The 24,816-nt window shown below is 58.6% G+C and carries 26 protein-coding genes and 1 pseudogene; 9 read left to right on the top strand and 18 right to left on the bottom strand.

What is annotated here, in order from left to right; all coding sequences use genetic code 11:
* The first annotated feature begins 111 nt into the window (after window positions 1–111).
* Both HGP17_RS23710 and HGP17_RS23715 read left to right on the top strand, forming a co-directional pair.
* Window positions 112–1,137 (top strand): LacI family DNA-binding transcriptional regulator, encoded by a 1,026-nt coding sequence (locus HGP17_RS23710; protein WP_348648984.1) that lies wholly within the window; start codon window positions 112–114, stop codon window positions 1,135–1,137.
* A gap of 105 nt (window positions 1,138–1,242) precedes the next feature.
* Window positions 1,243–1,701 carry a GNAT family N-acetyltransferase gene (locus tag HGP17_RS23715; RefSeq protein ID WP_168812924.1) on the top strand — a complete coding sequence of 153 codons (459 nt, stop codon included), beginning with the start codon at window positions 1,243–1,245 and terminating at the stop codon, window positions 1,699–1,701.
* 130 nt (window positions 1,702–1,831) lie between these two features.
* Here HGP17_RS23715 and HGP17_RS23720 read toward each other — a convergent pair whose 3' ends face one another.
* Window positions 1,832–2,245 (bottom strand): VOC family protein, encoded by a 414-nt coding sequence (locus tag HGP17_RS23720; RefSeq protein ID WP_168812925.1) that lies wholly within the window; start codon window positions 2,243–2,245, stop codon window positions 1,832–1,834.
* 71 nt (window positions 2,246–2,316) lie between these two features.
* Here HGP17_RS23720 and HGP17_RS23725 point away from each other — a divergent pair, with 71 nt between their 5' ends.
* Window positions 2,317–3,039, top strand: coding sequence for a YafY family protein (locus HGP17_RS23725; RefSeq protein ID WP_168812926.1), 723 nt, complete (start codon window positions 2,317–2,319; stop codon window positions 3,037–3,039).
* A 253-nt stretch (window positions 3,040–3,292) separates the two neighbouring features.
* Window positions 3,293–3,688 carry a LysR substrate-binding domain-containing protein gene (locus HGP17_RS23735; RefSeq protein WP_348648985.1) on the top strand — a complete coding sequence of 132 codons (396 nt, stop codon included), beginning with the start codon at window positions 3,293–3,295 and terminating at the stop codon, window positions 3,686–3,688.
* A gap of 26 nt (window positions 3,689–3,714) precedes the next feature.
* Here HGP17_RS23735 and HGP17_RS23740 read toward each other — a convergent pair whose 3' ends face one another.
* The 4 genes and pseudogenes from HGP17_RS23740 to HGP17_RS23755 form a co-directional block, all read right to left on the bottom strand.
* A complete protein-coding gene (locus HGP17_RS23740; RefSeq protein ID WP_168812927.1) occupies window positions 3,715–4,185 on the bottom strand; it encodes a hypothetical protein in 471 nt (156 codons plus the stop codon).
* Window positions 4,182–4,850 (bottom strand): alpha/beta family hydrolase, encoded by a 669-nt coding sequence (locus HGP17_RS23745; protein WP_168812928.1) that lies wholly within the window; start codon window positions 4,848–4,850, stop codon window positions 4,182–4,184. Before HGP17_RS23745 ends, HGP17_RS23740 begins: the two co-directional genes overlap by 4 nt.
* A 161-nt stretch (window positions 4,851–5,011) precedes the next feature.
* On the bottom strand, window positions 5,012–5,851 hold the full coding sequence (locus tag HGP17_RS23750) for an oxidoreductase (RefSeq protein ID WP_168812929.1): 840 nt from the start codon (window positions 5,849–5,851) through the stop codon (window positions 5,012–5,014).
* Between the two features lie 53 nt (window positions 5,852–5,904).
* Window positions 5,905–6,159, bottom strand: a pseudogene (locus HGP17_RS23755) (Atu4866 domain-containing protein); the annotation flags it as partial.
* A gap of 89 nt (window positions 6,160–6,248) precedes the next feature.
* On the opposite strand from HGP17_RS23755, the gene HGP17_RS23760 reads away from it, so the two are divergent.
* The gene (locus HGP17_RS23760) at window positions 6,249–7,157 is read left to right on the top strand and encodes a LysR family transcriptional regulator (RefSeq protein ID WP_168812931.1); all 909 of its coding nucleotides are present in this window, start codon (window positions 6,249–6,251) and stop codon (window positions 7,155–7,157) included.
* Window positions 7,158–8,194: 1,037 nt separating this feature from the next.
* Window positions 8,195–8,647 (top strand): hypothetical protein, encoded by a 453-nt coding sequence (locus HGP17_RS23765; RefSeq protein WP_168812932.1) that lies wholly within the window; start codon window positions 8,195–8,197, stop codon window positions 8,645–8,647.
* A gap of 217 nt (window positions 8,648–8,864) precedes the next feature.
* On the opposite strand, the gene HGP17_RS23770 is transcribed toward HGP17_RS23765, so the two are convergent.
* Complete coding sequence (locus HGP17_RS23770) at window positions 8,865–9,497, bottom strand: CatB-related O-acetyltransferase (protein ID WP_348648986.1); 633 nt, start codon at window positions 9,495–9,497, stop codon at window positions 8,865–8,867.
* A 171-nt stretch (window positions 9,498–9,668) separates the two neighbouring features.
* Window positions 9,669–10,850, bottom strand: a complete 1,182-nt coding sequence (locus tag HGP17_RS23775; protein ID WP_168812933.1) for an MFS transporter — start codon at window positions 10,848–10,850, stop codon at window positions 9,669–9,671.
* 100 nt (window positions 10,851–10,950) lie between these two features.
* On the opposite strand from HGP17_RS23775, the gene HGP17_RS23780 reads away from it, so the two are divergent.
* Window positions 10,951–12,345: a PLP-dependent aminotransferase family protein gene (locus HGP17_RS23780; protein ID WP_168812934.1), complete on the top strand. Its 1,395-nt coding sequence runs from the start codon at window positions 10,951–10,953 to the stop codon at window positions 12,343–12,345.
* A gap of 93 nt (window positions 12,346–12,438) precedes the next feature.
* Here the strand turns inward: HGP17_RS23780 and HGP17_RS23785 are convergent, their stop codons facing one another.
* Window positions 12,439–13,152: a class I SAM-dependent methyltransferase gene (locus HGP17_RS23785; protein ID WP_205926101.1), complete on the bottom strand. Its 714-nt coding sequence runs from the start codon at window positions 13,150–13,152 to the stop codon at window positions 12,439–12,441.
* A gap of 98 nt (window positions 13,153–13,250) precedes the next feature.
* Between HGP17_RS23785 and HGP17_RS23790 the strand changes: the two genes are divergently transcribed.
* Both HGP17_RS23790 and HGP17_RS23795 read left to right on the top strand, forming a co-directional pair.
* The gene (locus HGP17_RS23790) at window positions 13,251–14,015 is read left to right on the top strand and encodes an AraC family transcriptional regulator (RefSeq protein ID WP_168812935.1); all 765 of its coding nucleotides are present in this window, start codon (window positions 13,251–13,253) and stop codon (window positions 14,013–14,015) included.
* Between the two features lie 156 nt (window positions 14,016–14,171).
* Window positions 14,172–15,380, top strand: coding sequence for a trypsin-like peptidase domain-containing protein (locus tag HGP17_RS23795; protein WP_168812936.1), 1,209 nt, complete (start codon window positions 14,172–14,174; stop codon window positions 15,378–15,380).
* Between the two features lie 85 nt (window positions 15,381–15,465).
* Here the strand turns inward: HGP17_RS23795 and HGP17_RS23800 are convergent, their stop codons facing one another.
* The 10 genes from HGP17_RS23800 to HGP17_RS23845 form a co-directional block, all read right to left on the bottom strand.
* Window positions 15,466–16,311 carry a sugar phosphate isomerase/epimerase family protein gene (locus tag HGP17_RS23800; RefSeq protein WP_168812937.1) on the bottom strand — a complete coding sequence of 282 codons (846 nt, stop codon included), beginning with the start codon at window positions 16,309–16,311 and terminating at the stop codon, window positions 15,466–15,468.
* A gap of 43 nt (window positions 16,312–16,354) precedes the next feature.
* Window positions 16,355–17,776: a mannitol dehydrogenase family protein gene (locus tag HGP17_RS23805; RefSeq protein ID WP_168812938.1), complete on the bottom strand. Its 1,422-nt coding sequence runs from the start codon at window positions 17,774–17,776 to the stop codon at window positions 16,355–16,357.
* 2 nt (window positions 17,777–17,778) lie between these two features.
* On the bottom strand, window positions 17,779–18,975 hold the full coding sequence (gene uxuA, locus HGP17_RS23810; protein WP_168812939.1) for a mannonate dehydratase: 1,197 nt from the start codon (window positions 18,973–18,975) through the stop codon (window positions 17,779–17,781).
* 45 nt (window positions 18,976–19,020) lie between these two features.
* Window positions 19,021–19,806, bottom strand: a complete 786-nt coding sequence (locus HGP17_RS23815) for an amino acid ABC transporter ATP-binding protein (protein WP_168812940.1) — start codon at window positions 19,804–19,806, stop codon at window positions 19,021–19,023.
* Window positions 19,803–20,462: an amino acid ABC transporter permease gene (locus HGP17_RS23820; protein ID WP_168812941.1), complete on the bottom strand. Its 660-nt coding sequence runs from the start codon at window positions 20,460–20,462 to the stop codon at window positions 19,803–19,805. The genes HGP17_RS23815 and HGP17_RS23820 overlap by 4 nt, the downstream gene beginning before the upstream one ends.
* Window positions 20,459–21,124, bottom strand: a complete 666-nt coding sequence (locus HGP17_RS23825; protein ID WP_168812942.1) for an amino acid ABC transporter permease — start codon at window positions 21,122–21,124, stop codon at window positions 20,459–20,461. The genes HGP17_RS23820 and HGP17_RS23825 overlap by 4 nt, the downstream gene beginning before the upstream one ends.
* A gap of 111 nt (window positions 21,125–21,235) precedes the next feature.
* On the bottom strand, window positions 21,236–22,069 hold the full coding sequence (locus HGP17_RS23830) for a transporter substrate-binding domain-containing protein (RefSeq protein WP_168812943.1): 834 nt from the start codon (window positions 22,067–22,069) through the stop codon (window positions 21,236–21,238).
* A 23-nt stretch (window positions 22,070–22,092) separates the two neighbouring features.
* Window positions 22,093–22,818 (bottom strand): GntR family transcriptional regulator, encoded by a 726-nt coding sequence (locus HGP17_RS23835; RefSeq protein WP_168812944.1) that lies wholly within the window; start codon window positions 22,816–22,818, stop codon window positions 22,093–22,095.
* 250 nt (window positions 22,819–23,068) lie between these two features.
* Entirely contained in the window at window positions 23,069–23,935 is an 867-nt protein-coding gene (locus tag HGP17_RS23840) for a hypothetical protein (protein ID WP_168812945.1), read from the bottom strand.
* Window positions 23,910–24,653, bottom strand: coding sequence for a hypothetical protein (locus tag HGP17_RS23845; protein WP_168812946.1), 744 nt, complete (start codon window positions 24,651–24,653; stop codon window positions 23,910–23,912). Before HGP17_RS23845 ends, HGP17_RS23840 begins: the two co-directional genes overlap by 26 nt.
* Window positions 24,654–24,816: the final 163 nt, after the last annotated feature.

A 24,816-nucleotide genomic window follows, 5' to 3' on the forward strand; every position in this document is an offset into this window, starting at 1 on the left:
AGTTACAGATAAGTTTCGTAACCTAAAAATATAACCTCCGCAAGACCCGCCGCTTCACATTATCAATCAGATTTTCTAACGTGCGTGGCAGATGACCGAGAAAGAATCCGCGTGAACGACAAGACAAAGAAACGCCCGACAATGTCCGACATCGCCTCCAAAGTCGGCGTTTCGCATGCGACAGTGTCGCTGGTGTTGAACGAGGCGCCGGGCAAGCGGGTGTCGGAAAGCGTGCGTACGCGTGTGCTCGCGGTGGCCGAAGAGCTTGGGTATCAGAAGACCGCGCCTGCCAATGATCCGATCGGCGGCATCATCGTGCTGTTGATCGATGACGTCATGGCCTCTCAGCATGCGGCGCCGCTGATCGAAGGCGTGCGCGAGGCAGCGGAAGAACAGGGCTTGGCGGCTCTGACTGTGGTCACAGGCGGGCAGGTGGAGTTTGCGGAATCCATTCTCGACTATCTTGGGCGGCGCCAGATCGTCGGCGTGGTTTATGCCACGCTGATTACCCAGCTGGCGCCGGTGCTGCCTTCGAAGCTCGCCAATTATCCGACTGTGCTTTTGAACTGCCATCAGCAGCGGGCGGAGTTTTCCTCGATCATCCCAGGCGATCATGCCGGCGGCTTTGCGGCGACCGAGGCACTGATCAAGGCCGGCCATCGGCGCATTGCCATGATCGATGCAGGCCGGCAGCGACTGGAGGCGGCCCGGGATCGCCTGAGCGGATACCGGCAGGCATTGACGACTTACGATATCGCCGTCGATCCGGAACTGATCCTCTCCGAGGCGTGGTCGCTCGATCTCGGACGCGACAAGATGCTGCAATTGCTTGATCTTCCGGCGCCGCCGACGGCAGTCTTTTGCTTTTCCGACAGGGTGGCCATGGGCGCCTACGATGCGATCAGGCTGCGTGGTCTGAAGATTCCGGATGATATTTCCGTCGTCGGCTTTGACGACGAGAGCCTTGCCCGCAAGATCCTGCCACCGCTTACGACGCTGAAGCTGCCCCACGAGGAGATGGGACGTTGGGCGGTGACCGAACTTCTGGAAAAAGCGGCCCAACCGAAAAAGCCGCCGGTCCGGCTGAAAATGGAATGTCAGTTGATCTTGCGCGACTCGATTGCCTCGCCACGTTAAGACTTGCAAGGATTAAGCCTTGGGTGCTGGCGCCGGGATGGGCGTTGGCCATCGCCTGAGGCCGATACCGCGTTCGAGGCAAGATCGAAGTAAGGACACAGAATTTTGAAGCACTTGACCTTTCGCAAGGCGGTCGCCGCCGATCTTGCAACGATTGTCAGCCTACTGGCGGATGATGTTCTGGGCGCAGCGCGAGAGACAAATCGACCAGAAGATGGCGCGCGCTACCGCGAGGCGTTCTCCGAGATAGAAGCGGATGCCAATCAGTTTCTGTGTGTTGTCGAGGACGGAAGTGAAATCGTTGGAACATTCCAGCTGACGATGATTCCCGGATTATCCCGCCGGGGATCGAAGCGGGCGCAGATCGAGGCCGTTCGGGTGGCTCCTTCGCGACGCAACGAGCAGATCGGGGCGGCGATGTTCAAATGGGCCATCGATTACAGCCGCGCCCAGGGATGCTCGCTCATGCAGCTGACGACCGACAAGGAGCGTCCAGACGCGCACCGCTTTTACGACCGGCTGGGCTTTGAGCCCAGCCATATCGGTTACAAGCTGCATCTGTAACTCAGAGGAATGGCTACAAACGTTGGTCTCCCGCGGAAATGGCAGCCGCATTCGGCTTGAGCTACGATCGAGCCCGCTCGGCTGACGTGCCCGAGCGAACCGAAATGATCGGGATAAAACGGTCAGCCGGTTAGGCAGTCTGAAGGTCGAGGACCCAGGTGACGCCGAAGGCATCCTTGACCATGCCATAGAGTGGCGAAAAGCCGGCGGCCCCAAGGGGCTCGATGACGGCGCCGTCGGCGGACAGTGCTGCCCAATAGCGGGTCAGCGTTTCCGCGTCGTCACCGCGGACGGATACATAGAAGGGGATTTCTCCGGCGCTCCAGGCTTTCGAGGGCGGAACATCGTAGGCCATGATCTGAAATCCATCGGCGGAGATCACCTGACCCCAAAGGATCTGGTCGGCTTGGCTCGGTTCGGCTGCCGCGTGCGCATCATGGTATGTGACGAGCGCAATCTGTCCGCCGAAAACGGATTGATAGAAGGTGAGTGCCTGGCGGGCATTGCCGCGAAAATTCAGGTGAACGACGGTCTTGATTGTCATGGACGGCTCCTTGTGCATTTCGATGAGCCTGATATAGCCGCGAGCTACTGACAGAATGCGGCAGTTGAAGAATGGCAAGAACCGATCGGCTTTTCCGCCTGTTGCAGGCGATGCGCGAGATGCCGGCGCCGATTACAGCGTCAAAGCTTGCTGCAGTGACCGAGGTGTCAATCCGGTCGCTCTATCGCGACATCGAGAGTCTGCGCCTCGCAGGAGCGCGGATCGAGGGCGAGCGCGGCTACGGCTATCGCCTGGTAGAGGACTACTCGCTTCCGCCACAGACCTTTGACAGGGCGGAGATAGAGGCGATCGCGCTGGGTCTTGCGGAGGTCAAAAACATGGGCGATCCAGCGCTTGCGAAGGCCGCTGCATCCGTCATGGCCAAAGTCGCGGCGACCTTGCCCGACGATCGGGAACTGTTTCTGTTCAATGCGATCTCGCATGTTTACCGTCCCGGCACACGCAATCTGGTCATGGCCGATCTCGACATCATCCGCACGTCCTGCTGGCAGGAGGAGATGCTGAACATCCGGTACAAGGATAGGGATGGCGTCCTCAGTGACCGCATGATCATGCCGCTTGCGCTCATGTATACGGACCAAACACTCACGGTTCTCTCCTGGTGCTGTCTGCGCGAGGCCTTTCGCATGTTCAGGGTCGATCGGATTGCCGGGATCGAACCTGCAGGACGCAGTTTTCGGCCCAAGAGAGTTTCATTGCTTAGAACCTACATGGCGCAGCTCGAAAGCGAACGCCACGCCAAGGTCGAGGATGGCATCGTCAACGTCGGATGATCGTGCATCGGTGGCCGACGCGTCCCATATCGTGCCGGCCGAAGACAGGCTTTTTGCAGCTACGCCTGCGTGGTTGGATAGAGCGTCAGGATATTGACGTTGACTCTGGCCGGCTGCGTCACCGCGTAGAGGATGGCGTTTGCCACATCTTCGCTCTCCAGCTGTTCCATGTCACACAATCTTCGTTCGACGGATTTGCGAACATCGGGGCGCATTTGGGAGACGAATTCGGTTTTGACAGCGCCAAATTGCCGTGGCTTCGCCCGACTATGTGGAGCGCCACGGCAAACCCGAAATACCAGCCGATTTGCTTCACCACACCTGTATCAACTGGCGCCAGCCGGGACGCAGCACCTGCTACAAATGGGAATTCTTCAAAAACGGCCAGTGGTCTCATGTCGCCGTTGCCGGTCCGCTGGTCGTCTCCCAGCGTGATATGGCCGTCGCGGCGGCTCTGCAGGGTGTTGGGATCGCCTTCTGGTCGGAGGAGCGGCTGCGGCCGCTGATCGATGAAGGCAAACTCGTTCCTCTGCTTGACGATTGGTGTGGCTTCTTTCCCGGCTGGTTTCTCTATTACCCGAAGCAGCGCAGGACCCCTTCGGCCGTGCGCTCCTTTGCAGAGTTCCTTCGGGATGCCAATCGCGCGTGAGCGTCCAGCAGGCGGGTCTCAGTGCCTTAGTTGCTCCGATGTTGGCATGTGTAGGGCGTCGAGCCTTGCCGATCCCGGAAAACGGCGCTGCCGCCAAGATCGACCTTGAGCGTCCAGGCGGTTTGCAGGCCGTTCGTTCCCATGAAGCCGCCGGTAAAGGCAACATCCTCGCCTTTCCAGCTGAGCGAAGTCACGCCGCCCAGATGGCGTTGATATTCCTTTGCGCTCATGACGGCACCGACAAGCGCAGTCGAACCTGTCGGCGCAGACAATCCGTAGCCGCCATTAGGCGCGCATGCGGTCATGCCGGTAACGGAAGGTCCGCTGATGCAGCTGAGCGTATGACCGAATTTCTGTGTGGAATTCAGCCGGATATCGATCTTGTCCGCCCCGTCGTCGCTGCAGACCAAATGCATTGGTTTGTCCATGGCGGCTGCCATTGCAGCGCCGGAGATCGCGACACCAATTGCTGTTATCAGCAGGCGTTTGAACGTCATTGAGGTCTCCTTGCCGCGCGAGCGCTTGCCGGCAGGCTATGGCTCCAATCGGTCACATGCCGAACCGCGGCTGCGATATTCTGTTTGGCGGTCAAACCCGAGACGGCCTTGCGTGGCCTGAAATCGTGGTCGCCATCCTCCAGCCAAAAGAGGTTGATCACGCCGGAGAGCGTGTAGGTCAAAACCTCATCCTTTGAGCCGAACAAATCTCTCGTGCCCTGGCAGATCAGCGTCGGCGTTTTCATCTGCTGCAAATGCCCGGTTCGCAGGTTGTCCGGCTTTCCAATCGGGTGGAAAGGGTAGCCAAGGCAAAGCAGCCCGGAAATCGCTCCCGCATCGTAGAGGCCATCCGCAATCATGCTTGCGACGCGCTCTCCCATGGACTTTCCGGCGATGACGACCGTCCCTTCCAGATCGAGCTCGCCGACCACATCCTTGTACTCTTGGCACAGAAGATCGGCGCGGGGCGGGGGTGCTCGCTTCCCGGAGGTTCGCCGAGCCGACATGTAGTCGAACTCAAAACGGATCACCCGCAATTCGTTTTCGGAAAGCGCGACTGCGACCGAGTCCATCCAACTCGTATCCATCGCTCCACCCGCCCCATGAGCGAGAATGATCGTGGTCTTCGCGTCGTCCGGGCCCGTGACAAGGATGTCGTGCGGCATTCGAGAGTCTCCTGCATGCGCCGTTGAATATCAGGTCAACGGAACGATGCGCAACAGTAAGGAGCTGGGTGGAGACCGCCATCGATTGGCCGCACCCAGCGTCAGCGGCTCGTTCGGCCGCTGACCTTTCCCTTGGTGCCGATTTTTGCACGAGAGCCATTTCACGCCGGAAAATCGGCGCTCAGCGTCAATTCAGCCCACTCGTCGAAGTTGACCCGCAGGTCATCCAGGCGTTTTCGCGCGACGGCAAGAGCCGAGGCGCCCAACAGCAGGCGTAAAGGCGGCGTGTCGGCTTCGTAGGCTGCGATGATCGCCGCTGCCGCGCGCGCGGGATCGCCCGGCTGGTTACCGGAAACGGATCGTGTCGCCTGGCGGCGCTTGCCGGCAGTTTCGGCATAGTCGTCGATCACAGTGGCGGACTCCATCATCGAACGACCGGCCCAATTGGTGCGGAAGGCGCCGGGCTCGACGATCGTGACCTTGATGCCGAGCGGGCTCACCTCGTGAAAGAGAGATTCGGAAAGGCCCTCGATCGCGAATTTCGTTGCATGGTAATAGCCGGTGGCGGCGAAAGCCACGAGGCCGCCGAGCGACGAAACATTGAAAATATGGCCGCTGCGACGTGCTCGCATGCCGGGCAGCACCTGCTTGGTCACATCGATCAATCCGAAGACATTCGTTTCGAACTGGGCACGAACTTCCGGATCGTTGCCCTCTTCGATTGCGGCGAGATAGCCGTAACCGGCATTATTGACGAGGACATCGATCGCACCGAAATGCTCCTGGGCCGTTGCTACAGCATGCGCGATCGAGGCCTTCGAGGTTACGTCGAGCGGCACGGCGAGGGCGCGATCTCCAAATTGAGCCGTCAGATCGTTCAGGCTCTCTGGCGCACGTGCCGTGACTGCGGCTTTCCAACCGCGCTTCAGGACTGCCTCGGCCAAGGCGTGGCCAAGGCCGGAGGAGGCGCCGGTGATGAACCAGATGGGGGAGTCTGTCATATCAATTCCTTTCAATGCAACTTTTGTCAGCGGCCGCGCGGCCGTAAGGGTCGTTAGCCGCGTTGGCGGCGCAGGATCATGCCGGCATGGTGGAGGGTATCGAGATCGACAAAGTCCCCATCGGCCGTAAAGCCGGTATCGTCCTGGTATTTGATGTGACTGCCAACGACTTGATAGTTGCCGCGATAGGCACTCTTGCGGTTGCCGCGACCCTCGTCATAGCGTCCGTTAGCGAGCAGTTCGTGGCGGATATGCCCGTCATCGGTAACCCACATGCCCACATAGGTTTGATTGCTCATTCTGCTTTCCTTTCCGTTCGTGACCCACAAAATGTAATCCGCCTATTGGACGCCATCGAGTTGCTAATTCGAAATGATCTGGTTAGTAATTCTAACCAATGAGCGACGACTTCGAGGGAATTTCAGTTTTTCTGGCAATTGCCGACGCCCGCAACTTTCGTGTTGCCGGCGAGCGCCTCGGAGTTACCCGTTCGGCGGTCAGTCAGGCCTTGCAAAGGTTGGAGGATCGCGTCGGTGTCGCTCTGGTACAGCGAACGACACGCAGCGTCCGCCTGACGGAGGCTGGAGAGCGATTTCATGACATGGTCAGCGCTTCGGCAAGGCAGGTGAGCGACGCCATTCACGCCGTCCGCGAAGTGGAAGCCCGACCCTACGGCCTTTTAAAAATCGCCGCATCCTCCATCGCGGAGCGCTTCATCTCTGGTCCGCTGATCGCCGGTTTCATGGATGCTTATCCCGATGTCCATCTGGATATCACCATCACCGACGAGGAGTTCGACATCGTCGAGCGCGGATTCGATATGGGTGTCCGGCTCGGTGAAGTGTTGGAACAGGACATGCTTGCGGTTCCGGTTTCCGAAGCGCAGCGACACCGCGCGGTCGCATCTCCGCAATATGTGGCCAAGTATGGAGCCCCCCGACACCCGCGCGAACTGATCGATCATATCTGCATCGGCTGGCGACCGCGGCCGGATGCGGCTCCTTATCGCTGGGAATTCACCGAGGATGGGCGCGATTTTACCGTTGCCGTCGATCCGGCGCTGACAACAAACGATATGGGCATGATGATACGATCCGCCTTGGCCGGCGGCGGCATCACCTTCGGCATGATCGAGACGTTCGAATCTTACTTCGCAGATGGGCAGCTGGTCCCGCTGTTGGAGGATTTTTGCCCGCCGTTCGATGGCTTCTATCTTTACTACCCCAAGCGTCATCGCCAGCCTCTGAAGCTGAAGGCCTTTGCGGATTATGTTCGAGCGCGTCGCAAGCAGTCGCTGAAAGGATAGGAGAAATCCTGCCTGAGAAAATCTTGCACTTATAGGTGTGTCCAATTGCGGGCGGTGAACCATATAGTGTGCGATCGAGAGACTATGATCGCCTCGTTCAGGTGGTCGGGCACAGGCTTGGGAGGTTCGCCATCCGTAAATCCAAATTGATCCTTGCGCGCTGGACGCCCACTATGCGAGCGCCTTCGCCTTTGACGAGCAAGCTGCCGTCCGGATGGAGCGCTGGCGAGGAAAATGCCTTTCGAAACGAAGGAAATTTTGCCCGCAATGTTGCGGCGCGGGTCTACTGGCGCGCCGAAGAGGATGGGACGGTTTCAGCCGTTCGGGATGTCTATTGTGAAGAAGGTTGTCTCTGAATGTTGAAGAAACTCAACCGCGGCCGCTCGACATGGAAACTTCGCTCATCAGCGCCCCATGCATATAAGCTGATGAAGGCTGCGAGATTGCTTCTCTTGTTGCCCATCGGCGTCTTGGCATCGTGTGCGACCGGCCCCAACGAGATTGTCAAAGATCTCGTCTCACCGAGTGGACAATACCACGTCGAGCTTCGGAAATGTCCTCAGGTGGGATCGTTGACCTGGAGCGAGGAGGTGCAAGCCACGGTTCTCGTGGCGGGAAAAAGGGGTGTCTGTCACTCGTCGAAAGACGCCATAGCGCAGTTCAGCGTGAATGCACCCGAAAGCGCTCTCGAACTCGAGTGGATATCGGACACCCAGCTCAGGGCATGGCATCCCAAGTTCAATCCCGGTTATGGGCCGGAGCGATACGTTTCCGATCCTGGTGATCCGGTGAAAGTGATCTTCAGACCGAAATCATAGTCTTGAAGAGATAGCTCGAATTGGAGAGCTGTCGCGAATGAGCATCGTATTGATCGCGGCGGCTCTTATATTTTCAGACCACAAGCTCCGTTTCGGAATCTCAACTATTACGTGCTTTCGTCGGTGTTGGCTCGGTGGCAATTCCAGCACGCTCCGCTACTTTTCCGCTCAAGCGGCTCACCTCTTCGGCCGGTGAAATCAAACTCAAGGAATCGCAGAATGCCAAATATGAAGAAATGGATGTGGCTGGTGTTGCCGATAGCGCTCAGCGCAAATTGCGTTGTTTCGACCATGGCATCGGCTGCCTTCACTCAAGACCAGACTTCATGCCCGTCGCAGAATTTCGAGACCTTCCTCACGGCGTTCATGGATAGCGCCCAGGTACAGAAAGCCCATACAAGCAGGCCGCTGGAGAGCACGTCCATCGATCCGAACGCTGAACCCGAGCCCGCGCCGGTGACAACGCAACTGGATGGCGCAGCCCTGAAGTTCCCTGTGATGCCGACATCCAAGAAGCAAAAGGCCGACGGTCTGGTTCGACGGATTTCGAAGCTTGCCGACGGCGGAATGGAGGTGATGCTGGTCAAGCCTGATACCGATTACCAGCTTTCTTTCTCGTTCCGCAAAGAGAGCTGCTGGCAACTGTACAAGATGCAGGACGATTCGCTCTGAGGCTCTCATGAGGCATTGCCGGACACTTGTCCTACGGATCTTGAGCGACAATCCGTGCCGGCGATCTCACCTCACCTGCGGGTCATGGTGCCGGCAGGTATAATGTCGTCCAGAAGAAGTGCACACGCGTTCGATTTCGAAGCGTGGATACAATCAGGGGTTGATTCCAGCCTCTGTAGGAGGCTTGTGGCGATACGGCAGTTCCAACGCTGTGGGCTTATAGCGCTGTGGACAGCGCTGATCTGAGGACCTGTGGTGTACCAAAGGGGCGGAAATGCGCAGGCAGGACCATGTCCATCGCTGTTACCGCGATGCGCGCCTGGAGCATCTGGATTGCAGCTTTGATATCGTCGTGCGGCAGAGCTACGATGAATTCCTCCCGGTATTGCCACCACCGCATATCCAGGAGCTTCGATACGATTTCGTTTTCGAAGCGGTAGCGAATGTGTTTCGCCGGAACCCCTCCGACAATCTGATAGGGTTCGACATCCTTTGTGACGACTGCGCCAGCGCCAATCACGGCACCATCGCCAATGGTAATGCCTCCCATGATCACGACGTTATCGCCAATCCACACGTCGTTGCCGATTTGGAGCGTAACCTCCTCTTCGGGGTAAGGCTTGGAATAGCTGTTTTCTTCGATGCTGCAAAAGAACGGATGGGTCGACAACCAGTTCGTCGGGTGGCGCGCCGCATTCAAGGTGCATCTACGGCCGATTGAGCAGTAGCGACCGATCGTCGTGTGACTGCGGATCATCGTCTCGTTCGCATATGATCGATAACCGACCTTCACATGCGGAAATACATTGCAATTGCCCAGTTTAACGTGATCCTCAAGCAGAATGCTCACGATTGACCCTCGCGTAAGACCCGTTGCAATTACTAGATGATTTGCCCCGTCGCGCTAATTGCAGAAAATGAGCATTAAAAATGATATTGACGTACCCTGTTGTCGCTCGAGGATCCGGGCGAGATTGACTCGCCGGATCGTAGTTGGATGATTGTGATAGAGCCACACAAGTCAGCCTAGCCTTTCTGTGCGCGGTGGAATTCGATGCTCCAATGCCAGAAAGGTCGTAAGCGTCACGCACGCGACGCCTGCGCCGATCATGACCATTGCAGTCCCGGCGTCGACAGTAGGAACCATCGCACCATAGGCGAAAGCGCCAATTCCCAGGCCAGCGTCGTAGGCAAGGTTCCAGGCTGCATTGACCGGATCGGCATCGCCGCGGTTGAGCATGAGCGACAGAGTGGCGTTCTGTTGGAGGCCGAAGGCAATACCAAGCATGGCCGCACCGAAAATGATGAAGAATACGCCATAGCCGCAGCCTAGCATCAGCGTTGCGGCGAGGCTGAGTGTGGAGCCGGCGATGATGACGAAGCGCTGGCCGCGATGATCGCCAATCCGGCCACCGGCCCATCTGGCAAGCGCAACGCCGACACTATGAAGAAACATTGCCAATGCTGCTGTTTCAGCGCCTTTTGCGCCGCCGATGGCCAGTGCGGTGATCATCGCGCCGACGGCGGTCGCCCCGCCAGCCTGAGCAACGCCTGGCCATGCCATCGCCGCCCAGAACAGGTTGCGCAGGCGCACATGGCGTGCCGCCTCTTCGCGACCTGGGAATATGCCAAGCCCAAGCAAGGGCAGCAGCGCGCTCGCCGTCGCAACCAAGGCCAAACTCGTCGGGCCTATATGGACCAGCAGCCACAGCCCGGCCGGCACGGCAAGAATTGCGGGAAGACTGAAGGCCAGACCGTAAATTCCGAGAACCTCGCCACGACGGGAGGGGGGAGCAAGCGCTGCCGCGAGACCGCCTGTCGAGATGAAGCTAAGGCCGAGACCGAAACCACGAAGTGCGGAACCCACTTCGGCGAGATACAATGAGGTTCCAAACAGCATGATGCAGGGTAATCCGAGTGCCAGCGTAGCCAGCGCAAAGACAATCCGGCGTCCAAGCAGGGCAACGAGCTTGGTGGCAAGCAGTGTGGCACCGACGGTAGCGAATGTGGAAATCGTTGTCACAGCACCCGCGGCGGGTTCCCCGCCAAGTGCTGCGACATGCGCAGGCCCGCTCGAAAGTGTCAGATAGAACGTCGTGGCTATGCCGAACGTGCATGCTCCAAGACCGCCAAGCTGCCTGATGACCGCTGGCGTCAATCGATCGGCCCCTAGGTTTACGCTGTTGTCTTCGGCAACTGACATGGTTTGGTCTCCTCGTTTGCTGACAGAGCAGATGTCTTGACGCGGCGACAGGTAGGCTTAAGATGGTCATCAATACATATCCAGATCATGGGTATTTATATTGACCAGTTTGTCGTTCGACCTTCTTTTGAAGCTTGATCGCGCGAGTCCGCTCAGCCTCGGCAGGCAGATCCAGGCTCAGCTCCGTGACGCCATTCGCGCCGGCTCGCTGCACCCGGGCGTGGTGCTCCCGTCGACGCGCACTCTTGCGACCGATCTTGGCATATCGCGGCCGGTGGTTCTGGAGGCTTATGATCAATTGGCTGCAGAGGGCTATCTGCTGACGAGGCCAGGTGCGCGCCCGGTGGTGGCCTATGTCGCCGCTCCAAGCTCACCGCCCGGCACGGCCCATGTCGCCACGCAGACTTCCCCCATCCGTTACGATTTGCGTTCCTCCACTCCCGATCTTTCGATGTTTCCCCGCAAGGGATGGCTGAAGGCTTTGCGACACGCGATCGAGACCATGCCGGCACCGGCCTTCGGCTATGATGGCCGTCATGGCACGTCGGCGCTGCGGAGTACTTTGGCCGAATATCTGGGGCGTGTCCGTGGGGTGATTACCAGTGCGGAGCGGATCATCGTCACCAGCGGTTTTGCCGAAGCGCGCGCGCTTGCCTGCGCTGTTCTGAAGTCCGCGGGCGTCGATCGACTGGGCGTCGAAGATCCCAGCTACAGCGCGTGGCAGACTGTAGATCAGGCAGGGCTGGCGCGGATCGCGATAGCTGTGGACGAGGATGGGATCGTTGTCGATGAGCTGGAGAGATCTGCTGTCCAGGCGGTGTTTGTAACGCCGGCACATCAATTCCCGACAGGTGTCGTACTGACAAAAGATCGCCGGCGCGCGCTTGTCGACTGGCTGCACGGCCGGGGTGCCTATGCGTTCGAGGATGATTACGACGCGGAGTTCCGCTACGATCAGAACCCCGTCGGGGCACTGCAAGGTCTGGCGCCGGATCGTATTTTCTATGCCGGCACCGTCAGCAAGACGCTTGCGCCGGCGCTGCGCCTCGGATGGCTGGTTGTCCCGGCCGAGCATCTGGAGGCTGCAATGAGCGAACAGCTGCGGTGGAACGAAGGAAGTCCGCGCATCGATCAGAATGCCTTGGCGGCATTTATCGACAGTGGCGATTATGATCGCCATTTGCGGATGATGCGACGCACCTATCGCGCCCGGCGGGATCTTCTGACGCAGCTGATTGCGGAACACCTGCCTCATGTCACGGTCAACGGCATCGCCGCGGGTCTTCATGCAACGCTTTCGCTGCCCGAAGGCATCGATGAAGCAGAAATCTGCGCAGCCGCCGGGCGGCGCGGCGTGGCGATCGAAGGCCTGAAGAAATATCGCCTCTCCATAGCTGGCCCACCAGGGCTGCTTCTGGGATATGGCGGTGTATCGGAAAGCGACTTACGCGTGGCTATTCGTATTATCGCCGAATCGATCGCAAATTTCCGCTGATAGTTTTTCGCAGCACCGAGGCATTTGTGCTGAAGCTATGCATGGTCGTCATCATCAGGCCGATGGGCTACGGCCGGGGTCTGCAATCGCGCCTCAGGCCAATGAGCTGCGACGAGTAAGCCATGCCCCCCAAAACAGGCTGGCAAAGAAGCGCAATGGTGCATCGAAACCCGTTTCAGCAAGAAGAGCCGCGACTGCCTTCTCGGAGCGCGGAGGTTCGGCGCCGCTCAGAATACGATCCAGCTTCGCGCGAACCGCATCGGGTGCTTCTCCGTTCATGCGCCAACGTTCGGCCCAGGCTGCCATGAAGAGCGGCTCTGAATCATAGGCGCGGTAGTTTCCGGCGAGAACCAGCGGCGCGCCGAGTTTCAGACGATCTGCCAGCTGCTGCAAAATATCGTGCTTGGCCTGATCCCCCGGCAAATGATGCAGGACGCCGATCATGATTGCCGCGTCGAAGGGCTCGGCCTTTGATATTTCCTGAAGAGTGCCGAGGATGAAATCGACCCTCGCTTCAAGCCCGCCCGCAACCACATTTGTGCGGGCGACATCCATCATGGCGGGCGAGGGGTCCACCGCTACGAACTCCCATTCCGGGCCCAGTCGAGCGGCCGCGATGATTTCTCCCGCCGTCCCACCGGCTCCGACGACCAGAATGCGAGCGCGCGGTGTGTCCGACAGCGATGCCGACAGCATGCAAGCCGACAGTTCGTGGCACGCATCGTAACCCGCAAGCGCTATCCGGCTTTGGCGGCCATATTCGTCGGCGCGGGAACGATCAAATTTGGCGGCGGAATTTTCGGTCATCTGATCCATCATCATTTGCATAGCGTCCGCTGACTGCGGACTGGTATTTCGCTTTGAACCAGCCTATCCGTCTTCAGATCACATTTCTGGATATTTACATGATCGAGCGTTCCACTGAGCCGCAAAAGCATGATCGGCTGGCGGCATTTCTGAGAGCCTATGGTTTGCGCGCATTTCCCTGCGACCATTGGTACGACGCAAATCTGCTGATCGTCGACGCCGAGGGGACGGGCGTGCCGACCCATTTGATCTATCGCCCGCAGGCGGCCGCAACATCATCCGAGGCTATGGAAGTACTGGCTGCCGCTGCCATCGATTTCAGCGGAAGCATGAACCCGTTGGTTGGGGCATTGCCGGGGGAGTTGCGCTTCGATCTCGCGTCCGAACCGCCTTTGCAAGGCCTGTCTGCGCTCATTGTCTCGGAAACCCGCGACCGGCGCTGCGGCGGCGGAACGGTTCATGCTCGCCTTTGTGAGGTTGTCGTTGTGCTCGCTATCCGAAGAGCGCTCGCAAGCGGGACAGTTAATGCCGGACTGCTGGCTGGGCTTGCGCATCATGACCTCCACGCGAGCCTCGTGGCGATGCATGAAGATCCGGCACGGCGTTGGCAGATCAAGGATCTGGCGGCCATCGCGGCAATGTCCCGCAGCCGCTTTATCGAAGCTTTCAAGCAAACGATTGGACAGCCGCCGGCGGCCTATCTCACCAGCTGGCGCCTAGCCCTGGGGCGCGTCGAGTTGCGGTCGGGGCGAAGCGCCAAGGTCGCGGCTGCTTTAGTTGGCTTTGGAAGTGCTGCTGCTTTTTCCCGTGCCTATCTCCGTCAATACGGTTATCCGCCGAGCCACGAATGCCGTCACGTCTGAACTGGAATTTAAATGCAGTTTTCTGTCGGCCGTGCAAAAACAAAATCGAAATATCGAACTCTTCTTCAAATTTTGAAAACTTAACCTTGGCTACAAGATAGAGTTGCATTGGTGCGTTACTGAGTTCTATTATTCTGGTGTTCCGGGGAACTTCGTATGTCGCCTTTGTTTCGTATACTTTTCGCGTCTATTTTATCGACAGGCATTGCATCGAACTGCCTGGCTGACAGTCCAAATTCTTCCGGCACCGGTTTTGCTGTCACCAGTGATGGATGGCTGCTGACGAATGCTCACGTGGTCGAAGCGTGCAGCCGGATCGAGGTAAAGGGAAAGGGTGACGCCACCGATCCCCGGATCGATTCCAACAACGATCTTGCCCTGATCAAGATCGCTGCTCCAGAGCCATTGAAGCCTCTTGTGTTTCGCCGATCGGCAACGCGACTTGGTGAGGATCTGATTGCGATTGGTTATCCTCTCGCCACGCTACTGGCAGATTCTGTGAAAGTCACAACGGGAAACGTCAACGCGCTGGCCGGGGTGCGAAACGACACGAGATACCTCCAGATATCCACGCCGATTCAACCTGGAAATTCCGGTGGCCCGGTGGTTGATCGGGACGGATTCCTGATGGGCATCACGAGCGCTACGCTTTCAAAGGAGACGGCCGATCAAATTGGGATAACCGCCCAGAATGTGAATTTTGCGATACGGGCGTCTGTCGCGGATCTGTTCATGCAGTCGCAAAGTATCGCGAGCCAGTCAGGCGACAGGGCTGCGGATCAGCCGCCGATCTCGACAGCCGATCTCGCCGAAAAACTGACGCCTTCGGTGTTTCAGATTCTCTGCTACGGCAAGCCGGAAGCACAAGCGGCTGTCCAGCCTCCTCAATCATCGACGAGCGCACCTGCTCAGCCGACTACGGCAGCCCTGATCGATGCCCGCGGTTGCGATGCCATTGGTTTCGATTATCGCACGGTGAAGGACGTTACCTACAGCGATTGCCACGAGATTTGCGAAAGCGATGGGCGCTGCAAGGCGATCACCTACAACACGAAATACGGTGTCTGCTTTCTGAAAGACAATGTGGTGGCGTTGATCCGGAATAGTGACGCTCTTGCAGCGTATTCTTCCATGAAGGCGACCAGCGTCATCATGTCTGATTTCACCAGCTACTCAGGAATGGATACGCCTGGTGGTGATTACAGGAGACTGCGGGATACGAACTATCTCGAGTGTTTCACGGCATGTATTGGCGACAATGTCTGCAAAGCCTTCTCTTACATTCCCAAAAAATCGGAGTGTTGGCTCAAGGATTCGCTGGGGCATCCACGGATCACGAAGGGCGTCGAGCTCGGCGTGAAATAGTATGCAAAGCGCGCTCCAGCCCTGCAGTCCGACGATATCGATCTGAGCGGTCTGGAGATCAGGAGAATGTCCATGTGCGCCCGCATCAGCCAAATACGCGTTTGAGAACGATATTGGCGCTGTCGGCCACCTGATCGCCGTCGGTGAACAGCGGTCTCCAGGCGGAGACGCCTCTTGCGACTTCGGGGCCGCTGACTGCGCTGGAAAATGCCTCGGCACCGATGATGTCCGAATAGCCGCTTTCCTTGAGGATTTGCAACAAGGGCCCGAAGTCTATCGCGCCGCGATCGAGCAACCCGCGGTCATTTTGATCCATCTCGAAATAGACGAGGTAGGGAAGAGCGCGCTTGAGCGCAGCCGCCATATCGGCCTCTTCCATGTTCATGTGGAACGTATCGAGATGGAGAAAGAGGTTGTCCGAGCCGCTCAGCTTTACGAACGCGATGGCGTCGTCAACCGTATTGAACATGTTCGTTTCGTAGCGATTGAGGATTTCCATCGCAAGACGAATGCCCATCGGTTTGGCCTCGTCGGCGAGGATGGCGAGGGAGTCCGCAGCGACTTTTCTCTGCGCATCGGTCGCCGCCGCGTCCGCCTTGCCGAACAGCCCGTAAATGATGCCGCCCATGTGATAGGCCCCCATATCGCGGGCGAGCTTCAAGGAGGCGCGATGGCGATCAAGGCCGCGTTTGCGAATGTCCGGGTCGAGACTGGAGATGTCCGCGTCCGGGAGCTGGGTCGCGGTCACGACAGGCGTAATGCCTTGCGCGTCGAACACGCGCGCAATCTCGGACGGGTGGATCGCGGCATGGTCGCGCATGGGAATGACGACATGGTTGAAGCCTTTGGCGGCCGCTTTCGGGGCGACGTACTCCACGGCTTCCGGAGACCAGCCCGGGATCCAGGCGTAGGAATGAATGCTCTTTTTCATCGAAACTCCTCATGCGCGGGTACTGCGTCGAGACCCCTGTAAATTACCGGCTCAGTTCCCCGTCGATGGTGGCCATCTGTTCGCATAGGGCTTTTTTCCAGAACGGGTTGTTCGCCAGGGCATCGGGGAAAAGGCCGGGCACATCGAGAAACGATTGAAGAGGATCGCTGACCGTGCGGGCTTTCAAAGCGGCTTCAAGCAATTCGGGTGCGCGGGGATCATTCAGGCTGTCCTGGCGCGACACAAAGCTCAGCCAGAGTGCCGTCACGTAAGCGAAACTGCCGATCTCGCCGTCCGCAGCCAGCGTATCCAAGGCCGGCGAGAAGATGCGCTGCGGCAATTTCTGTGTGCCGTCCATGGCGATCTGTGCGGTGCGGTGCGCGATTGCCGGGCTTGAAAAGCGAGCCAGCAACTCATCGATATATCCGTCGATATCAATGCCCGGCACCGGATCAAGCGTTTTCGCTGCTGCCTGCATGTGACTGCGAATTCGAGCCACATATTGTGGGACGGCCATCACGTCGCGGACGTATTCAAGTCCGTGCAATTGGCCAAGATAGGCGATCAGGGAATGCGCGCCGTTGAGAAGCCGCAGCTTCATCTTTTCATAGGGAGCAACATCCTTGACAAAGAGAGCGCCCGCCACTTCCCAGGCAGGTCGCCCGGATATGAAATGATCTTCGATGACCCATTGCCTGAAGCTTTCGGTCTCCAACGCCAGATGGTCTTCTGCACCGAGCAGAGCTCTGGCGCGATCGAGCGTATCCTGCGTTGGCGCCGGCACGATGCGATCCACCATCGTATTGGGAAAAGCACCCTCGCGTTCGATCCACGCGGCGAGTTGTTCATTCCGGTGCCTTGCCATCTCCAGTACCAGCCGCTTAACGACGTCGCCGTTGGAGGGCAGGTTGTCGCAGCAAAGCACGGTGAACGGAGCCTCTCCCGCCGCATGCCGTCGCGCCAGTCCTTCGACGATGTAACCTATCACGCCAACCGGATTTCCGGGCGAACGTAGATCGTGCGAGACTGCGGCGTGGTCATGGTCAAGGCCACCGCTGGCGGCATCGAGCCCATAGGCCTTTTCGGTGACGGTGAGGCTGACGATCCGGATCGTGGGATCCGCGAGATATTTCAAGACGTCATCGGCATCGACACTGGCGGCCAGGGCGTCGACGATAGAGCCTACGACACGAATATCTTCGCCTTCGGCGCGCCGCGCCGTTACGGAATAGAGGAAATCCTGCGCCTTGAGATCATCGACGATTTCACGCGAGCGCAGACTGACGCCGACGATGCCCCAGGCGCCGCCCGAATGCGTCATGGCGTCTTCCGTATAAATGGCCTGATGTGCACGGTGAAACGCGCCAAGCCCGATATGAAGTATCCCCGGCGTTGCGGGCGCCTTGTCCATGGCGGAGCGTGCGACATCGGCGGGCAGTTGGTATTGGCGGGAAAGCAGCGGCATACCTATTTCATTCCATGAATTGCGTGTGACAAGGCTCGCTCTATGCCCCGGAGCTCTGCAAGACCTTTCAGACGTCCAATGGCCGGATAGCCAGGCTGGGCGCCGCGTTTGAGGTCGTCGAGGATTTCCTGGCCGTGATCGGGGCGCATGGGGATCTGGTGATCGACGCGACCCTCCGCTTTCCGCCGCCGTTCCTCCTCGATGATTGCGGCCACGACCGCCACCATATCCGTCTGACCTTCGAGGTGTTCGTCCTCATAGAAGGAGCATGGCGTGGCATGCTCTTCACGCCGGACGTTGCGCAGGTGCAGGAAGTGAATGCGTGGCGCCAGCTTACGGATCATCGCAGGAAGATCGTTGGCGGCGCGGGCGCCAAGCGAGCCTGTGCAGAAGGTCACGCCGTTTGCCTTCAGGTCGACGGCTGAAAGGATCGTCTCGTAGTCTTCCAGCTTGGAGAGAATGCGGGGCAGCCCGAGCAGCGGCCACGGCGGATCGTCACCATGTGCGCAAAGTCGCATGCCGAGTTCTTCGGCAACCGGGGCGACTTCCGAAAGGAAGTCGATCAGCTGCCTCTGCAGGGCCTCGGCGTCAATGCCGGCGTAGCGAGCCAGATGTGCGCGAAGCTCTTCGAGAGAGTAGATATCGGCTGCACCGGGAAGCCCCGCGCCGACATTTCTCGAAATGGCAATCCGCTCATTCTCCGTCATCGACGAGAAGCGACGAGACGCGCTCTCGATCAGTCCGGCATCATAGTCTTTCGCCGCGCCGGCCCGCTTGAGGAGGTGGAGATCGAAGGCGACGAAATCGACAAGGTCGAAGCGCATGGTCTTTGCGCCATGCCCCGTGGACCAACGCAGATCGGTGCGAGTCCAGTCCAGGACCGGCATGAAATTATAGCAGATCGTTTCGATGCCGATCGCGTTCAGGCGCTTCAGCGTTTCTTTCCAGGCTGCGATATGGGCTTTGTAATCGCCAGTCCCGCTCTTGATGTCCTCGGAAATCGGAATGCTTTCGACAATATCCCAGCTAAGGCCGCCGGCTTCGATTTCCTGCTGACGTTTGACGATCTCGTTTACCGGCCAGGCCGTGCCGGTCGGAATGTGATGCAAGGAGCTGACGATCCCGTGCGCTCCGGCCTGGGCGGCATCCTGGACGCTGACTTTGTCGATTGGGCCGAACCAGCGCCATGTATGTTTCATTCCAATACCTCCGAAACTGAATGCTTGTGCGAGAGCGGAAACCGGTCAGCCGTCCCAGCCGAGATGGCTGAGGAAGTCGCGCGTGCGTTCCGCCTGCGGATTGTCGAAAATCTGGGCCGGCGGGCCTTGTTCGACGATGCTGCCCTTGTCGAAGACGATCACCCAGTCAGCCACGCGGCGGGCAAAGGTCATTTCATGTGTCACGACGATCATCGTCATGCCCTCTTCGGCGAGGCGTTTCATGACGTTGAGAACTTCGCCGATGGTTTCCGGATCGAGCGCCGAGGTCGGTTCGTCGAACAACATTACCTCCGGCTCCATCGCGAGAGCCCGGGCAATCGCGACGCGCTGCTGCTGGCCGCCGGAAAGATTGGCAGGGTATTTATCCGCCTTGTCGGCCAGTCCGACCTTTTCCAGCAGGGCGACAGCACGCTTGCGCGCTTCCGCGCCCGAGACCTTGAGAACGGTCAGCGGGCCAACGGTGATGTTTTCCAGAACGGTCTTATGCGGGAAAAGCTCGAAATTCTGGAAGACCATGCCCATTCGCTGACGAACCTGGCGAATGCCGGCCTTGGTCGCAGGCAAGGGCTTGCCGTCAAACAGCAATTCGCCGCTCTGGATCTGTTCCAGGGCATTGGTCGTCCGCAGCAGGGTGGACTTGCCCGAGCCGGAAGGCCCGATCAGGCAGACGACTTCACCCTTGTTGACCCGCGCCGTGACGGATCCAATGGCGACGAATTCGCCATACTGCTTGCGGATGCTGCGGTATTCGACGACGGGCGTCAGGGCGGCATTCTTTCGGTTCTCAATCTCTGCAGCCACCGTGGTCATTCTTTTACTCCCCAGGTCTTGTAGATGCGGTCGACCAGTTTGGCCTGCGGATAGCCGAGGACCCAATAGATCGCCGCCATAGCGGTCAGAATTTCCAGCACGCGGAATGTCTGTGAGCGGATTTCCAATGCCGTGTGCGCGAGGTCGCCGACGGCGATAACGGAAACGAGCGAGGTGTCCTTGAACAGGGAGACCCAGGTGCTGGCAAGGACCGGCAAGACGCGCCGTGCGGCTTGCGGCAACACTATTTTCAGCATGGCTTCCGTGTGGCTCATGCCCAGCGCCAGCGCCGCTTCCGTCTGTCCTTTGCGGATCGAATTTATACCGGCGCGGAAGGTCTCGGAATTATAGGCCGACACGTTAAGCGCCAGTGCCAGCAAACCGGTTCCGAAAGGCGAGAACGAGATATCCGTAAAGACCGGCAAGACGTAGAATGTCCAGTAGATCAAAATGATGATCGGGATGTTGCGGAAGAATTCCACGAAGCAGGCGCTGATGCCACTCAAGATGCGGTTGCTGGACAGGCGCATGAGCGCGAGCACGATGCCGCCGGGAATGGCCAGCAGCATGGTGAAGAAGGTGAGCAGGACGGTAATCAGAACGCCTTGCGCCAGCGCGCCGGAATTCTGCCAGACGACACTCCAGTCGAGGTTCATGACCGCCCCCTGTATGCGATGTTCTTATAAATGAGGTCGATGGCGCGGGTGGTCGGAAACAGGATGACGAAATAGACGACCATGGCGACTGTGAAGGCCTCCATAGGCCGGAAGCTCTGGCCGGAGACGGTTTCCGTCCGTTTCATCAATTCCGGCACGGCGATGACTGCGGCGATCGCCGTATCCTTGATGGTGATCGACACGATCGAGCCGAGCGAGGGCAGCATGCGGATCAGCGCTTGCGGTAGAACGATCTTGCGCATCACCTGTGCCTCGGACATGCCGAGCACCAGGCCTGCCTGCGTCTGCCCGGCACGCACCGAGGTAATCCCGGCGCGGACGATTTCAGCCACATAGGCGCAGATATGGAAGGTGAGCGCGACGAGGGCCGCCCAGAAGGGCGGCAGGTTGACGCCGGTCACGATCGGCAGGGCGAAATAGATCCAGATCAGCACGACGAGCACTGGAACGGCGCGCATGGAATCGATGTAGAAGACGAGTGGAATCGACACCCAGCGCGGCCCATACATTCGCCCCAGCGCGACCGCTATGCCGAAGATCAGGCTCAACGCAACCGTCAGCACACTGAGCAGGATCGTCAGCCCGAGGCCGCCGGCCAGATATTGCCAGCTGTCCACGACAGCCGAAAAGTCGAAATCCATGGCGCAGAACTCCGCCCGCGTCCGGCTGAACGCGGATCCATGTGGCGATGTTGGAATGAGGACGTCCCGACCGTCTTCGGAAAGGACGTCCCGCTAGAGCATGTTGGTCGCTTACTTCATCGTGTCGACGATGCGAGCTTCGTCGGCGTTCAGCTTTGGCTGCGTTTCCTTTTCGACCGCGCGAAGCCAGTCGAGGAAGGGAGCTTGTCCCTTATCGATCGCAAGACCGACAGGCGCTGCCTTTTCGGTCGAGTCCTGGCAATTATTGTCCTTCGGAAGGGCGGTGAGGCCAGGAACCTTCTTGCTGAGGAGAACCCACTGGATGCGGTTGATGGCTGCGGCGTCGGCGCGCTTTGCCATGATTTCTTCGATGGGAGCAGGGGCGGCAGACGAAGTCACGCCGCGCAGCTTTGCTTTCGGAAAGCGTTCCTTGACCCAGTTTTCCTCGGCGCCGCCGATGAAATAGGCGATCGTGAAGTCCGGGCTGTTCACCGCATCCACCGTCGCCGCATCAGCAAACTTCTTGTTGTTCTTCAGGCCGAACACGCACACGGAGGTCTTCGAATAGAGAACGAAATCGACAACCTTCAAGCGCTCCGGCGTTTCCGCCAGCGGCGTGATGCTCAGATCGACCTGGTTGGAGGCAAGGACGGGGACTTTGGTTTCGTGGCTCACCGGGACCGGCTGCAGCTTGACGCCAAGTTCTTTGGCATATTCCTGCGCCAGCAGCCACGCCGGACCTTCCCACGGCTCACCGGAGCCGGTGGTGTTCTCCACAAGCCATGGCGTGTTCGCAAGCACACCAACACGCAGGACACCCGCTTTCTTGATGGCATCGATGCGCGGGCTCACGCCCGGAGCGGGCACGTCCGCGGCGAAAGCCGCGCCGGCTCCGAGGATCGAAGCGGCTAGGGTCAAAACAGAGATAAACTTGGATCCGATCATGGCAATTCCTCCCGGTAGCCGTTTCAAGATTTGGATGCGTTGCTGACGTGCGGCCCCAGGCTGCCTTCGAAGAGCTCGGGCTTGTTATTGGCGAGGCGCTCGATCGTCAGAAACACGGATTGCAGATGTTCGCGCATGGCGGTTTCAGCGCCGGTTGCATCGCCTTCGATGACGCGCTTGACGATGAGTTCGTGCTGTTCGAAAATCCGGTTCAGCCAGTCTCCGCTCTCCAGCGACAGGTAGCGAACGCGATCGAGCTGCGCCTTCACGCCCTGGATCAGTTCCCAGATCGACGGATAGCCTGCGACACCGATCAGATAGGTATGCATTTTGTCGTCAGCGTCGAAGAAGCGCTGCAGATCGCTGTCGCGAATAGCGCGGCGCTGCAATGTCAGGAAATCTTCCAGATCGTCCCGAGCCCTGCCGCCTGCATTTGCGGCGGCGAGCGTGACGGTGCGGCATTCCAACGTCTCTCTGACGAATTGGCTGTCGTAGACGGCGCGCAGTTGAATCGGCGCAACGAAGGTGCCGACTTGCGGAACGATGCGAAGCAGGCCCTCGTCGGCGAGGCGGCGAAAGACTTCACGCACCGGTGTGCGGCTGACCCCGAATTGCTCCGAATACGGAACTTCCGACATGCCGGTGCCCGGCATCAGGTCGGCAGTCAGGATCCGGTGCCTAAGCGCGTCATAGATTTCTCGGACGGCAGGCCCGGATCTGCGAGCGGCATTCTCATTGATAAGGGCCATTTCGTCTCTCCTCTTGTATACTAGTAACCAAGATGGCCTGAGCTGTCAATCCCGACCGTTTGTCCGTCGGCGCAGCGACGCAAGACGGTAGCGAGCGAGGAGGTGCGGAGCAGGAGGTAAGCGTTCCGCCTAGTTTTTGGCAGAAAAGGTGATCATCCGGGATCTGTCCTGGAATTGGTGTGTGGCCGCATAGCCGTTCCGGCGGTGCGCTTGGGCGGCTATTTGATCGCCGGTCGTGTCGATGTCGCCTCTATTCCTTTGGTAGCGAGAAGTGCGACGCGTCGAATTTGATTGCCGCCGAAGGTGACAGTTTCCATTGTGCAGCCGCTGTAGTGTTGCCGCCTTCCAGGCTTCGCATGGTCGCCCAGCCGGTTTTCCCGAACCCCGGCGAGGTTTTTTCAAGCCCGATTGTCTTCTGATAGGTCTCGAGAGCGGACTTGGCGTCATCCCCAATGGCTGCGTAGTTAGCGGTATCGATCTGCCCGACGTTTAGGGCCTCGGGTTCGATTTTGTTCGCCTTCGCGATACCGCTCAACGTTGCCTGCACGGAAAGTGCGGCAAAGACATCGGCATCGCGGCTGTTTCCGGCCTTTCTCAGCTGCGCGGAAATTTCACTCCCTGCGATGGCGACTGTCCCGTAATTGCCCTGCAGAATCGCCGTCTGGAACGTCTGCGCAAAGCGCTCCCCATCACCTGGAGATGTTCCCAATGCTGCGACCCAGGCGGTGGAATTCGTCAACTGCTCAAGATTGATAGCGTCGGCAATCCCGGTTGGAATGAAGTCGTTGAACACAACTTGCGGCTCGTGGCACGAGTGGGTCGCGGTCACATCGCGGGTATGCGTGCCCCACATCGCGGCCGCCTTGTAGGAGACGCTGATATCGCATTTGGTCTCGGCAACTTCCAAGACGCCGATTTCCGGGCGCTCACCATCGATCTCTTCCCAGGAGCCGGTATCGGCGCGCCTCCAGATGCGGGCGGCCACCTTCGTGCTCCCGGTTTCAGGCGTTGATTGGGTTACGATCACCACCTTCTCCGCTGCCGCACTCACCTCCGCAGATCCCAGTATGGCCGAGGTGATGATGAGTGCGCTAAATCTCTTCGACAACGACCTCATGTGTCTTTCCCTCGATGGTCAGCTTGAGCTTGGTTTTTCCTGTACTTTGTGTGTCCGATCTTCCGAAGATCAGCAGGATAAACTGGACGAGTATCCAGAATGCGATCACCGCGACGAGCAGTACAATTCCAAGTGCGAGAAGGGTGATGTAATTCTCGAATACGAATGCCTGTACTCTGATCGAAATGTCGCGCCATGAGTGCCAATTGATCGGCTTATCCTCGATAAGCAGTATCTCGAGATCTGATTGCGTGCCTTTAACGGGATCATAGTCGACGTTATAGATGAGCCTGATCGGCACCGATTTATCGACGACACCTATTCGATAGCCGGCCTCTCCTCTCGGCGGAAGAAGCGCAGGGAACCCCACCGAGTTGTCATCCAGGACGGTCGGATTTTCTGCGAGGCGTATGCTTCCAGCGCTGACATATTGTGCCTGGGATTGGATTGTCGGCAGCTTCACCAGACAACCCGGCTGCCCAGCCGGTGGAACGCAGCTCATCCGGAAATTGCCCGCATTCACCGAGCCGGTGAGAGATTTGTTCGCGAGGAAGACGGTCTTGGTTGCGACCGGTCCGTCACTGCCATCTTCGAAGCGATACTCGATTATTCGCAGTTTCGCCGCGTGGTCGATCGCGGAGTTAAACATCCAGCCCGCGCCGGTTAATAAGAGTACCAGAAGGTACGGCGCCGCGGAGTCCTTGAAGATATTCCCCACTATGTCCCCCATCAACGAAGATCAACAACAGATCCGTGCAGATAAAAGTTACATCTCGGGTTCAGTGGTCGCCTTCAAATTTCCCGACACACCAAATGCGCGAGCTGGCAGACATTATTTGAGACACTTTAACCTGTAAGGTCGCGATGGCAATATGTCTTGA

Origin of the sequence: Rhizobium sp. P38BS-XIX (assembly GCF_012641435.1) — a bacterium.
Lineage (GTDB): Bacteria > Pseudomonadota > Alphaproteobacteria > Rhizobiales > Rhizobiaceae > Rhizobium.